General features: G+C 70.3%; 12 protein-coding genes. 4 read left to right on the forward strand and 8 right to left on the reverse strand.

Annotated elements, in window-relative coordinates; translation table 11 throughout:
• Nucleotides 1-58 precede the first annotated feature (58 nt).
• Nucleotides 59-1150, forward strand: coding sequence for a hypothetical protein (locus tag AB0G74_RS00560; RefSeq protein WP_361138611.1), 1092 nt, complete (start codon nt 59-61; stop codon nt 1148-1150).
• 75 nt (nt 1151-1225) lie between these two features.
• Here AB0G74_RS00560 and prcA read toward each other — a convergent pair whose 3' ends face one another.
• From prcA to arc, 5 genes are all read right to left on the reverse strand, one after another.
• Nucleotides 1226-1993 carry a proteasome subunit alpha gene (gene prcA / locus AB0G74_RS00565; RefSeq protein ID WP_361138614.1) on the reverse strand — a complete coding sequence of 256 codons (768 nt, stop codon included), beginning with the start codon at nt 1991-1993 and terminating at the stop codon, nt 1226-1228.
• A gap of 58 nt (nt 1994-2051) precedes the next feature.
• Nucleotides 2052-2897: a proteasome subunit beta gene (gene prcB, locus AB0G74_RS00570; protein WP_361138617.1), complete on the reverse strand. Its 846-nt coding sequence runs from the start codon at nt 2895-2897 to the stop codon at nt 2052-2054.
• Nucleotides 2898-3066: 169 nt separating this feature from the next.
• Nucleotides 3067-3285, reverse strand: coding sequence for a ubiquitin-like protein Pup (locus AB0G74_RS00575; protein ID WP_358827411.1), 219 nt, complete (start codon nt 3283-3285; stop codon nt 3067-3069).
• A gap of 217 nt (nt 3286-3502) precedes the next feature.
• Nucleotides 3503-5014, reverse strand: coding sequence for a depupylase/deamidase Dop (gene dop / locus AB0G74_RS00580; RefSeq protein WP_361138620.1), 1512 nt, complete (start codon nt 5012-5014; stop codon nt 3503-3505).
• Between the two features lie 236 nt (nt 5015-5250).
• Nucleotides 5251-7017 (reverse strand): proteasome ATPase, encoded by a 1767-nt coding sequence (gene arc / locus AB0G74_RS00585; protein WP_358827409.1) that lies wholly within the window; start codon nt 7015-7017, stop codon nt 5251-5253.
• A gap of 266 nt (nt 7018-7283) precedes the next feature.
• On the opposite strand from arc, the gene AB0G74_RS00590 reads away from it, so the two are divergent.
• Nucleotides 7284-7595: a ferredoxin gene (locus tag AB0G74_RS00590; protein WP_361138622.1), complete on the forward strand. Its 312-nt coding sequence runs from the start codon at nt 7284-7286 to the stop codon at nt 7593-7595.
• A 43-nt stretch (nt 7596-7638) separates the two neighbouring features.
• Here AB0G74_RS00590 and AB0G74_RS00595 read toward each other — a convergent pair whose 3' ends face one another.
• From AB0G74_RS00595 to AB0G74_RS00605, 3 genes are all read right to left on the reverse strand, one after another.
• On the reverse strand, nt 7639-8235 hold the full coding sequence (locus AB0G74_RS00595) for a hypothetical protein (protein ID WP_361138625.1): 597 nt from the start codon (nt 8233-8235) through the stop codon (nt 7639-7641).
• A gap of 199 nt (nt 8236-8434) precedes the next feature.
• Nucleotides 8435-9343, reverse strand: a complete 909-nt coding sequence (locus tag AB0G74_RS00600) for a tRNA (adenine-N1)-methyltransferase (RefSeq protein WP_361138627.1) — start codon at nt 9341-9343, stop codon at nt 8435-8437.
• A 282-nt stretch (nt 9344-9625) separates the two neighbouring features.
• Nucleotides 9626-10882: a site-2 protease family protein gene (locus tag AB0G74_RS00605; protein WP_361138630.1), complete on the reverse strand. Its 1257-nt coding sequence runs from the start codon at nt 10880-10882 to the stop codon at nt 9626-9628.
• Between the two features lie 155 nt (nt 10883-11037).
• Here AB0G74_RS00605 and AB0G74_RS00610 point away from each other — a divergent pair, with 155 nt between their 5' ends.
• Together AB0G74_RS00610 and AB0G74_RS00615 are read left to right on the forward strand one after the other, a co-directional pair.
• Entirely contained in the window at nt 11038-11946 is a 909-nt protein-coding gene (locus AB0G74_RS00610; RefSeq protein WP_361138632.1) for a PD-(D/E)XK nuclease family protein, read from the forward strand.
• Nucleotides 11947-11955: 9 nt separating this feature from the next.
• Nucleotides 11956-12627, forward strand: a complete 672-nt coding sequence (locus AB0G74_RS00615; protein WP_030356234.1) for a response regulator transcription factor — start codon at nt 11956-11958, stop codon at nt 12625-12627.
• Nucleotides 12628-12654 lie beyond the last annotated feature (27 nt).

Here is a 12654-nt window from a genome sequence, read left to right on the forward strand (position 1 = left end):
GGTTGCGGAGGTCTTCCGGCCCTTGAGGGCCGGACGGGCGCATGCCACGATCACGATCATGACGAGCCCGGCGGAGACATCCATCGACGCCGTCCCGGCCGGGACGGTGGCCACCGCACCGGGCCCGGTCCTGCCGGAACCGGGCGAACGGCTCTCGGTACGGCGCGAGGACCGGCTGGAGGTCTACGGCTCCGGGGCCTTCCTCGGCGGCGGGGAGCCGCTGCACTGCGTGGACGTCCCGGCCGAGACCCCCGCGGCGCCCCTGGACGACGGTGCCGTACTCGCCGAACCGGACCGGATACGGGCCGTCGGCGGCGACGGCGCCACCCGCTGGGAGCTGCCGCATCCACCGTGGCGGGGCGGCCTCGGCGCCCCCCGGGCACCCGGCGTCCCGTCGGTCAGTCCGGACGGCGCGCTGGTCGGTGTGGTCGTCCCCGCCCTGGCCGAGGAGCCCGGCCATCAGGTGCTCTTCCGGGACGAGCGGACCCGGCTGCGGTACGGCCGGGACGTGCTGCTGCTGGTGGAGGCGGCCAACGGCCGGGTCCGGGCCAGCCGCCCGGTGAACAGCTGCGCCTCCGTGGTCACCCAGCGCTGGCACCCCGGCGGACGGCTGCTGGCCCTCTCCTGCTGGACGGCCTGGTACTCCTGGTCGACCTGGTGGGTGGCGCCCCGCCGGGACGGTCTCCATCTGCGTGGCAGCGCCCGGATGCGGGAGGTCGTCGGCTTCGTCCCCGGCTCGTCCCGGGCCCTGACCCTGCGCCGCGCGGAGCGGCTCGCGCCCGGCGACGACCGGGACGAACTGGCCGCCCACACCATCGGTACCGACGAACCGGTGGCCCTGTACGACCTGGCGGCCCTGACCGGACCGGAACCGGCCCCCGGGGAGGGCGCCCACCCGGGGGAGAGCGAGGCGGTCTTCGAGGACGCGCATCTGCTGGACGCCCGGCACGTCCTGGTCACGGCCCGGCACCAGCCGCCGGGCCGCCGTCCCGCGCCCCGGCACTGGCTCTGCGATACCGCCACCCTGCGCCCGCTGGGCCGGATGCGCTATCCGGAACCGCCGGGCCCGGTCACCCCGCTCGGCGACGGCACCTGGCTCACCGAGGGCGCCCGGGGCTTCCACCGCTGGTCGCTGCCGGCCGGGGGCTGACGGTCCGCGAACCGGGCTCCCGGGATGCTCCGCCGGTGGCGGAACACCCCGGGCCCGAGTGGAAAAGCCGCTGTCCTACGTCTCCGAGCCCTCGCCGGACTCCTCGGTGTCCGCCTCGGCCGTCCCCGCCTCGGTTCCGGCCCCCTCCTCGTCCAGCAGCCGGGCCAGCTGGCCGCCCACGATCCGCTTGAACTTCCGCTTCTGCGGGCGGGTACGGTCGAGGACCGCGACCTCCAGCCGGTCCGCGGGGATCTCCCGCTCATTGCCGTTGGTCTGGTTGGAGAGCGCCTGGACCGCCAGTCTCAACGCCGCCGACAGGGACATCCCGTCGTCGTGCCGCTGGTCCAGATAGGTACTGATCTGCTCGGCGTTGCCGCCGACCGCGACCGAGCCGTGCTCGTCCACGATCGAGCCGTCGTGCGGCAGCCGGTAGATCTGGTCGCCGTCGGCGGTGTCACCGACCTCGGCGACCACCAATTCCACCTCGTACGGCTTCTCGGCCTGGCTGGAGAAGATGGTGCCCAGGGTCTGGGCGTAGACATTCGCCAGTCCGCGGGCGGTCACATCGTCGCGGTCGTAGGTGTAGCCGCGCAGATCGGCATAGCGCACCCCGCCGATCCGCAGATTCTCGTACTCGTTGTACTTTCCGGCCGCCGCGAATCCGATGCGGTCGTAGATCTCACTGAATTTGTGCAGCGCGCGGGACGGATTCTCCCCGACGAACACGATGCCGTCGGCATACTGCAGCACCACGAGGCTGCGGCCGCGGGCGATGCCCTTACGGGCGTATTCCGCCCGGTCCTGCATGGCCTGGGCGGGCGAGACGTAGAACGGTGTCGTCACCGGCTATCCGACCCTTCTTTCCAAAATTCTGCCAGAAGTCTTGTCAGGTAGGGAGGCATCACAGCAGCGCGGCGCGCGGACCGTCCGGCTGCTCCAGCCGGTGCTGTACGACCGAGTGGGCCACCTCCGAGGACTGCTCCCCGGTCAGGCGGTGGACGCCCTCGTCGGTGATGACCACGACGATCGGATAGATCCGGCGCGCCACGTCCGGGCCACCGGTGGCCGAGTCGTCGTCCGCGGCGTCGTAGAGCGCCTGGACGACCAGGGTGACGGCCTGTTCCTGCGTCAGGTCGTCGCGGTAGAGCTTCTTCAGCGAGCCGCGGGCGAAGACGGAACCGGAGCCGGTGGCGGTGAAGCCCTGCTCCTCGAAGCGCCCGCCGGTGACGTCGTACGAGAAGATCCGGCCGCGGCCGCGGTCGACGTCGTACCCGGCGAAGAGCGGCACCACGGCCAGGCCCTGCATGGCCATGCCGAGATTGCCGCGGATCATGGTGGAGAGCCGGTTGGCCTTGCCCTCCAGGGAGAGCTGGGCGCCCTCGACCTTCTCGAAGTGCTCCAGCTCCAGCTGGAACAGCTTGACCATCTCCACCGCGAGTCCGGCGGTGCCCGCGATGCCCACGGCCGAGTACTCGTCGGCCGGGAAGACCTTCTCCATGTCGCGCTGCGAGATCATGTTGCCCATGGTGGCCCGCCGGTCACCGGCGATCACCACACCGCCCTCGAACGTGACCGCGACGATCGTGGTGCCGTGCGGGGCCTCGAAGGTCCCCTTCACCACGGGCAGCGCCCGGTTGCCCGGCAGCAGCTCCGGGGAGTGCTCGCCGAGGAAATCCATGAACGACGACGAGCCGGGCGTCAGGAAGGCTGCCGGCAGACGCCCGGTGTTACGTGAATTGGCTTCCACGCGATTCCTTCCGGGTAGGCGGCGGCCCGGCTCGGGAGCGCGGGCCGATCTTACGAACTGTGCACGGACATTACCCGCGCGGTGACCGGTCATCCGCCCCGGTGCCCCGATTTCGCCGCGGGCGGGGGCAGGGGGGCGGACGTCCGGCGCTCCCGGGGGAGCCGAGTGGCTACTCGCCGCCCTTCTGCACGAAGGACCGGACGAAGTCCTCCGCGTTCTCCTCGAGCACGTCGTCGATCTCGTCCAGGACGGAGTCGACGTCGTCGGAGAGCTTCTCCTGCCGCTCCCGGAGCTCCTCGGACGCCTGCGCGTCCTGGGTCTGCTCCTCGACCTCCTCCGTGGAACGCGTGGCCTTCTGCTGTCCGCCGCCGGTGTCCTTGGTCGCCATGTCCCTCACCCCGCTCGGTTAGCCCTGACGTGAGTCCGGTCCGGTTCATGATCGGACGCTACCCAGACACTACAAGGAGCGTCCGACAACGGCCCCGCACTTTCTCAACGCCGGGGGGCCTCCACTGTCATTCCGTGTCCCGCTGTCCTTCCGTGATCCACCGTTCCCGTGATGATGCCCGGGCCGGCCGTCTTCACCCCTGTCCGGGACCGCGGGATCAGCCGCCGGACAACACTCTGACCAGGTCCTCCGCCGTACGGCAGCGGTCCAGCAGGTCCTTGACGTGGCTACGGGTGCCCCGCAGCGGCTCCAGGGTGGGGACCCGCTGGAGGGAGTCCCGGCCGGGCAGGTCGAAGATGACCGAATCCCAGCTCGCCGCGGCCACGTCGTCCGCGTACTGCTCCAGACAGCGGCCCCGGAAGTAGGCCCGGGTGTCCTCGGGCGGCTTGCTCTGGGCCCGTACCACGTCCTCCTCGGCCAGCAGCCGTTTCATCCGGCCGCGGGCCGCCAGCCGGTTGTACAGCCCCTTCTCGGGGCGTACGTCGGCGTACTGGAGGTCCACCAGATGGAGCCGGGCCGCGTCCCAGTCGAGGCCGTCCCGGCGGCGGTAGCCCTCCATCAGCTCCTTCTTGGCCACCCAGTCCAGCTCGCCGGCGAGGCTCATCGGATCGTTCTCCAGCCGGTGGAGGGTGTCCTCCCAGCGGATCAGCACGTCCTTGGTCTGCTCGTCGGCGTCCGCGCCGAACCGCTCGTCGACGTACTTCCTGGCCAGCTCGTAGTACTCCATCTGGAGCTGGACCGCGGTGAGCGTCCGGCCGCTGCGGAGCGTGACGAGCCGCTTCAGATCCGGATCGTGCGAGATCTGGTGCAGGGTGCGGACCGGCTGCTCCACCGCCAGGTCGACGGTGATGAAGCCGTCCTCGATCATGGAGAGCACCAGTGCCGTGGTGCCCAGCTTGAGATAGGTGGAGATCTCCGAGAGATTGGCGTCGCCGATGATCACATGGAGCCTGCGGTACTTCTCGGCGTCCGAGTGCGGCTCGTCCCGGGTGTTGATGATGGGGCGCTTGAGGGTGGTCTCCAGACCGACCTCGACCTCGAAGTAGTCCGCCCGCTGACTGATCTGGAAGCCGTGGTCGTGGCCGTCCTGGCCGATCCCGACCCGGCCGGCGCCGGTGACCACCTGGCGGCAGACGAAGAACGGCGTCAGATGGCGCACGATGTCCGAGAAGGGGGTCTCCCGCTTCATCAGATAGTTCTCGTGGGTGCCGTAGGACGCGCCCTTGTTGTCGGTGTTGTTCTTGTAGAGGTGGATGGGCTGGGCGCCGGGCAGCCGGGCGGCGCGTTCCGCGGCGGCGGCCATGATCCGCTCCCCCGCCTTGTCCCACAGCACCGCGTCCCGGGGGTTGGTGACCTCGGGGGAGCTGTACTCGGGATGGGCGTGGTCGACATAGAGCCGGGCGCCGTTGGTGAGGATCACATTGGCCAGCCCGATGTCCTCGTCGGTGAGCTGGCTGGAGTCGGCGACCTCGCGGGCGAGATCGAAGCCCCGGGCGTCCCGCAGCGGATTCTCCTCCTCGAAGTCCCAGCGGGCGCGGCGCGCCCGGTGCATCGCCGCCGCGTAGGCGTTGACGATCTGGGACGAGGTGAGCATGGCATTGGCGTTCGGATGCCCAGGGACGGAGATTCCGTACTCCGTCTCGATGCCCATTACTCGCCGTACGGTCATGCGGTCCTCCTTGCCCGGCGCCGCTCCCGGCCGGGAACGGCGCTCAAGTACCGCTGGTGCTCCGGTGCGCGTGCGGTGCCCGGCCCCGCACGGCGCGACGCGGCGGTACCGACGAGCCTAGATGGCCGCCGCGCCGGCGGGGAGATCGTTTTCGTCATTGCTGTAAGTGGCCGGACGGCCGGAAAAGACACCGGCTGCGGATGCCCGGCCCGGGCATCCGCAGCCGGTGTCCGCCGTCACAGGTACTGACCGGTGTTGGCCACCGTGTCGATCGAGCGTCCGGTGTCCGCGCCCTGCTTCCCGGTGACGAGCGTCCGGATGAACACGATCCGTTCGCCCTTCTTTCCGGAGATCCGGGCCCAGTCGTCCGGGTTGGTGGTGTTGGGCAGGTCCTCGTTCTCCTTGAACTCGTCCACGCACGCCTGGAGGAGGTGGGCGACCCGCAGACCCTTCTGGTCGTGGTCGAGGAACGCCTTGATGGCCATCTTCTTGGCCCGGTCGACGATGTTCTGGATCATCGCGCCGGAGTTGAAGTCCTTGAAGTAGAGGACTTCCTTGTCACCGTTGGCATAGGTGACCTCGAGGAAGCGGTTCTCCTCCGACTCCGCGTACATCTGCTCGACCACGGACTGGATCATCGCCAGGGCCGCGGCCTCCTTGGAGCCGTTGTGCTCGGCGACGTCGTCCGCGTGGAGCGGCAGCGTCGGCGTGAGGTACTTGGCGAAGATGTCCTTCGCCGCCTCGGCGTCCGGACGCTCGATCTTGATCTTCACATCGAGCCGGCCGGGGCGCAGGATCGCGGGGTCGATCATGTCCTCGCGGTTGGAGGCGCCGATCACGATCACGTTCTCCAGGCCCTCGACGCCGTCGATCTCGGCGAGGAGCTGGGGGACGATGGTGTTCTCGACGTCGGAGCTGACCCCGGAGCCGCGGGTGCGGAACAGGGACTCCATCTCGTCGAAGAAGACGATCACGGGGGTGCCCTCGGACGCCTTCTCCCGGGCCCGCTGGAAGACCAGCCGGATGTGCCGCTCGGTCTCGCCGACGTACTTGTTGAGCAGCTCGGGACCCTTGATGTTGAGGAAGTAGCTCTTCCCCGCGGGCTGCCCGGTCACCTCGGCGACCTTCTTGGCAAGGGAATTGGCGACGGCCTTGGCGATGAGCGTCTTGCCGCAGCCGGGCGGACCGTAGAGCAGGATGCCCTTCGGCGGGCGGAGTTCGTGCTCCTTGAACAGGTCGGGGTGGAGATACGGCAGCTCGACCGCGTCCCGGATCATCTCGATCTGGCCGCCGAGGCCGCCGATCCGGTTGTAGTCGACGTCCGGGACCTCTTCGAGGACCAGCTCCTCGACCTCGCTCTTGGGCACGACCTCGTAGACATAGCCGGAGCGCGGCTCCAGCAGCAGGGCGTCGCCGGGGCGGATGGTGGCGTCCAGCAGCGGCTCGGCGAGCCGCACCACCCGCTCCTCGTCGGTGTGCCCTACCACCAGGGCGCGCTCGCCGTCCTCCAGGATCTCCTTGAGGGTGACGATGTCGCCGGCGCGTTCGAAGGCCATGGCCTCGACCACGTTGAGCGCCTCGTTGAGCATGACCTCCTGGCCGCGCCGCAGCTCGTCGAGCTCGACGCTGGGACTGACGTTCACCCGGAGCTTGCGGCCCCCGGTGAAGATGTCGCAGGTGCCGTCGTCGTTGGACTGGAGATAGACACCGAAGCCGGCCGGCGGCTGGGCGAGCCGGTCGACCTCTTCCTTGAGGGCCACGATCTGGTCGCGGGCCTCACGGAGCGTATTCGCGAGCCGTTCGTTCTGCGCGGACACTCCGGCCAGATTCGTCTGCAGCTCGACGATCCGCTCTTCGAGAATCCTCGTGTGCCGCGGAGAGTCGGCGAGCTTGCGGCGCAGGACGGCGATTTCCTGCTCGAGATAGGCGACCTGGCCGGCTGGGTCCTCAGACCCCCGCCCGGGCCGGATGCCGCGGTTGATGTCGTCGTCGTGGGCTGCCACGGTCCTCACCTCCTCCAAGGGGAGCTGGACGCTTCCTGACCCTACCTGGGCGGGTGGTGATTGAAACCCCTAGATCACAAAGACGGTCGGGGCGTGTCCGATCTTCACCCTTGCGCTCTCCCTCACGCCAGGGGGATACCCACCCAGCCCGTTCCGAAAGCGGGCGGTTGTATCGTCGGGGGTGTTCAACACCCGTCAGGGCTGGCGCGACTTGCTCGTGGACCGCCCGGCCGGATGCTTCACCCGACGCAGGAACGGCAGGAGACATGACCGTGCAGCACGAGGCCCCGTCCCCCGACGCAGCCGAGGCTCTGGAGGTCTGGATCGACCAGGACCTCTGCACCGGCGACGGGATCTGCGCCCAGTACGCCCCGGACGTCTTCGAGCTGGACATCGACGGTCTCGCCTATGTGAAGAGCGCCGAGGACGAGCTGCTGCAGGCTCCGGGGGCGACGACTCCGGTACCGCTGCCGCTGCTGCGGGACGTGGTGGACTCGGCCCGGGAGTGCCCGGGCGACTGTATTCACGTACGCCGGGTTTCGGACAGCGTCGAGGTCTACGGACCCGACGCGGAGTGACCGCCGCGGCACGCTCCGCGCCCGCGGCCGTCGGGCCGGGGGTTCAGAGCGCCGTAAGGTCCGGGCCGCCGGTGCCGCCTTCGGCGTTCTCGGTGGTACGGAGGAACTTCGCCCCGTCCCAGCGCCAGCTGACGCGCTCCTTCCGGTCGGGACAGCAGACGGGGACCTCGGGCGTCGAGTAGCCGTACAGGGTCGCGGTCACGGCCCGGCCGGTGACGGCGAGGTCGCCGACGGTGAGCCGGTCGGCGGGCGCGACGAGGGTCGCGACGACCCGGGGCCCGCCGTCCCGTGTCCCCGCCAGGACATAGATGCCCTCCGGAGGCGTTCCCGAACCCGCGGCGCACCGTCCGGCGACGACCGTTTCGGGTCCGCCGTCGCCGTCGAGGTCGCCGACGGCCTTCCGGGTCACCGTGCTCGCCGCGGTCCCGCACTCCAGCGGCAGCCGTACGGCCGCGGGGTCGGGCGCGGTCCGTCCGGGTCCGGCGCCGGATCCCCGGCCGGAGGAGGCGGTGGCGGTGGCGTCGTCCGGCTGGAGCAGGCCCGCCAGGGCGATCACGGCGGCCATCGCGGTCGCGGTGGCGACCCAGTGCAGGGGACGGGTGCGGGTGTGCGCGAGGTCGGGCAGCTCCGAATTCTGCACGCGTGAGGTCTCCTGTGGCGGCTGAGCCGACGCGGGGTCGGCACGGGTGGTGCGGGCGGGAGGGGCGGCCGGGATGGAGCCCGATCGTGCCATACGTCACAGAGGCGGGGAACAGCGGGGGCCAACACACGGGCGCCGCCGCCGGGTTCCCCCTGTGGCGGGGGAACCCGGCGGCGGCGCCGGGTCGTTGCGGTGGCGGTCAGCCCTTGTCTGCCGCGCCGTCCTTGCCGCCCCAGCCGGTGTAGTCATCGCCGTAGGCGCCCTTGGCGGGCCTGCGGCGGCGCATGGGGGGCTCGACGCCGTCGGCGAGCCGCCGGGCGGTGACGAGGAAGCCGGTGTGTCCGATCATCCGGTGATCGGGCCGGACGGCGAGACCCTCGACGTGCCAGTTGCGGATCATCGACTCCCAGGGCTGCGGCTCGGCGAAGGAGCCGATCTCCCGGATGGCCTCGACGGTCCGGGCGAGCTGGGTGGTGGTGGCGACGTAGCAGCAGAGGATGCCGCCGGGGACCAGCGCCTTGGAGACGGCCTCCAGGCACTCCCACGGCGCGAGCATGTCCAGGATGACCCGGTCGACGTCGGTGTCCGAGAGATTGTCCTGAAGGTCACCGACGGTGAGCTGCCAGGCGGGGTGGGGGCCGCCGAAGTAGCGCTCCACGTTCTGCCGGGCGATATCGGCGAAGTCGGCGCGGCGCTCGTACGAGTGCAGCATGCCGGTGTCCCCGATGGCGCGGAGCAGGAACGCGCTCAGCGAGCCCGAGCCCACGCCCGCCTCGACGACGCGGGCGCCGGCGAAGATATCGGCGAAAGCCAGGATCTGCCCCGCGTCCTTGGGGTAGACCACGGCGGCGCCGCGGGGCATGGACAGGACGTAATCGGGGAGCAGGGGGCGCAGCGCGAGGTAGGCGACGTTCCCCGTGGTACGGACAACACTGCCCTCGGGAGCACCGATCAGCTCGTCGTGCGGGAAGGAACCCTTGTGGGTGTGGAAATTCTTCCCGGCTTCGAGCGTGAAGGTGTAGTGGCGTCCCTTGGGGTCGGTGAGCTGGACCTGGTCCCCGACCTTGAAGGGCCCGCGACGGCGGGCGGCACCGGTCGGTTCGGACATGTCCCCAGCGTACCGGCCCTGGCCGAGCCCTCCGACCACGGGCTTCTTTACTTGTGGCTCGGTTCGCCTCCGAAGCGCCGGATCACCCGGGGCGACATGATCGGACTTCGAGGGCCTCACCTCCGGTGCCTCGTCCTGCCCTCGCGCCGGAGAGGCGAGTGAGCCGAAGGGGCGCGTCGTGTTCTGGAAGGAGAACGCGCGCAGGCCGCGAGGAACGAGCGGCCGAGCACGATCGACTGAAGAACACGGCTGAAGCGCCCCGGAGGCGAACCGAGCCACAAATTACTTGGTCATGGCGGCGACGAAGGCGCGTTCGACGTCGGCGGTGGAGAGGACGCCGTAGATCTCGCCGGTGTCTTCGACGACGAGGTATTCGGTCGCGGGGGTGGTGCGGAGGTGGTCGAGGAGGGATTCGCCGACGAGGTCGGCGGGCATGCGCATGCCGTCGGTGAGGGGTTGGGCGAGGCCGCCGACGGTGACCCAGGGGCGGCGGTGCTGGGGGACGCCGACGATCGCGGCTTCGCGGACGAGGGCGGTGGGTTCGCCGTGGCCGTCGACGACGACGAGTGCGCGGGCTCCGGCTTCGTTGGCGCGGCGGAGCGCTTCGGAGAGGGGGGTGTCGGCTTCGACGGGGACGGCGCGGCGGGTGAGGGTGCGGGCGGCTAGGTCGGGGAGGTGTTCCCGGAGTCTGGCGGTGCGCAGGCTGTTTCCGGCGCCGGTCCAGATGATGGCGGCGAGGATGGCGGCGAGCAGGGCGTCGGTGACGGACTGCATGCCGCCGATTTCCTGGCCGGGGGTGCCGAGGGCGCCGGAGTGGGTGAAGAGGGGGAGGCCGATGAGGACGGCGACGGCGAGGGCGCGGCCGGCCCAGGCGGCGGCGACGGTGCCGCTCATGGGCTTGCCGGTGATCTTCCAGACGACGGCGCGGAGCATCCGGCCGCCGTCGAGGGGGAGGCCGGGGAGCAGGTTGAAGATCGCCACGATGAGGTTGGAGATCATCAGTCCGGCGAGCAGGACGCCGGGTACCGTGCCGGGTTCGACGGCCCTCATGCCGAGGTAGAAGACGCCGGCGAGGACGAGGGAGAGCAGGGGTCCGACGACGGCGATGACGAATTCCCGGCCGGGGTTCTCGGACTCCTTCTCGATCTCGGAGGAGCCGCCGAAGAACTGGAGCTGGATGCGCCGGACGGGGAGTTTGTAGTGGAGGGCGGTGACGGTGTGGGCCAGTTCGTGGACGAGGACGGAGGCGTAGAACGCGACGGCGAAGAAGAGGGAGACCAGGTAGTTGAGGCCGCCCAGCTCGGGCAGGACGCGGTTGAGCTGGTCGCCGAAGACCCAGGTGATGAGTGCGGCGACGAGGAACCAGCTGGGGGCGACGTAGACGGGTACGCCGAAGGGGCGGCCCATGAGGATGCCGCCGCCGGGGCCGTCGGGCCGCTTGCGCTTGGTGTCGTCGGGCTCCGGGGGTGTGCCGTGGCCGCCGGACGCGGCGCGTGAGCGCTCGTGGCCCGAGCCGTTCGTCGGGTCGTGGTCGTTCACGGGGTCCCTTCGTCGCGAGATCGCCGGTGGACCTCTACTTCGATCATCTCTCGCTCGATGATTCGATGCGTGAATGCTTCGATCATGCAGTGCCCGGTCCTGTGACGTCGATGGTATTGCGCTCGCTGTCAGTGGCGGGCCGTAGGGTCTGCGTCATGAGTACGAGTCAGGCCACCTCCGGGGAGAGCTCGGGCACCGCGGTGTCCGTGTCGCCGCCGACGTCGCTGTCGCCGTCGCGGGCGAGTGACTTCATGCAGTGTCCTTTGTTGTACCGGTTCCGGGTGATCGACCGGCTGCCGGAGAAGCCGAGTGCGGCGGCTACCCGGGGGACGCTGGTGCATGCGGTGCTGGAGCGGCTTTTCGACGCCCCGGCGGCGGAGCGTACGGTTCCGCGGGCTCGGGGGCTGGTTCCGGGGCAGTGGCGGCGGCTGCTGGAGGGCCGTCCCGAGCTGGGTGAGCTGTTCGCCGACGACGAGGGCGGTGAGCGGCTGGCGCGCTGGCTGGGTGAGGCGGAGTCGCTGGTGGAGCGGTGGTTCGGGCTGGAGGATCCGACGCGGTTGGAGCCGGCGGAGCGGGAGCTGTTCGTCGAGGCGGAGCTGGATTCGGGGCTGCGGCTGCGCGGGGTGATCGACCGGGTGGATGTGGCGCCGACGGGTGAGGTGCGGATCGTCGATTACAAGACGGGGAAGGCGCCGCGTCCGGAGTACGCGGAGGGCGCGCTGTTCCAGATGAAGTTCTACGCGCTGGTGGTGTGGCGGTTGCGGAGGGTGGTGCCGCGCCGGCTCCAGCTGGTGTATCTGGGGAGTGGCGATGTGATCACCTACGATCCGGTGCCGGCGGATCTGGAGCGGGTGGAGCGGAAGCTGCTGGCGTTGTGGGAGGCGATCCGGCTGGCCACCGAGACGGGTGAGTGGCGGCCGCGGCCGACGAAGCTGTGCGGCTGGTGCGACCATCAGGCGCGTTGTCCGGAGTTCGGTGGGACTCCCCCGGTGTATCCGCTGAGCGTTTCCCCGGCGGAGCCCGCCGGGGACGGTCAGGGCAGAATGGGCCCCGACCGAGTGTGAGGAGTTCCTGTGGCAATCCGCGTTCTGCTGGTCGACGATCAGCCGCTGCTGCGTACCGGCTTTCGGATGATCCTGGAGGCGGAGCAGGACATCGCGGTCGTCGGTGAGGCCGGGGACGGTCTTCAGGCGCTCGACCAGGTGCGGGCGCTGCAGCCCGATGTGGTGTTGATGGACATCCGGATGCCCCGGATGGACGGGGTGGAGGCGACCCGGCAGATCACCGGCCCGGGGCGGGACGGCCCGGCGAAGGTGCTGGTGCTGACGACGTTCGATCTCGACGAGTACGTGGTGGAGGCGCTGCGGGCGGGGGCGAGCGGTTTTCTGCTGAAGGACGCCCCGGCGAATGAGCTGGTGCAGGCGATCCGGGTGGTCGCGGCGGGTGAGGCGATGCTGGCGCCGAGTATCACCCGGCGGCTGCTGGACAAGTACGCGGGGCATCTGCCGTCGGGTGACGAGCCGGTGCCGGACACGCTGCATACGCTGACGGACCGCGAGGTCGAGGTGTTGAAGCTGGTGGCGCGGGGTTTGTCGAACGCGGAGATCGCGGCGGATCTGTTCGTCAGTGAGACGACGGTGAAGACCCATGTGGGCCATGTGCTGACGAAGCTGGGGCTGCGGGACCGGGTCCAGGCGGCGGTGTACGCGTACGAGAGCGGCCTGGTGCGCCCGGGGGCGCAGTAGTCCGGCCCGGACGGGCGGGGGAACGCC

Source organism: Streptomyces sp. NPDC020875 (assembly GCF_040641415.1).
Classification (GTDB): Bacteria; Actinomycetota; Actinomycetes; order Streptomycetales; family Streptomycetaceae; genus Streptomyces.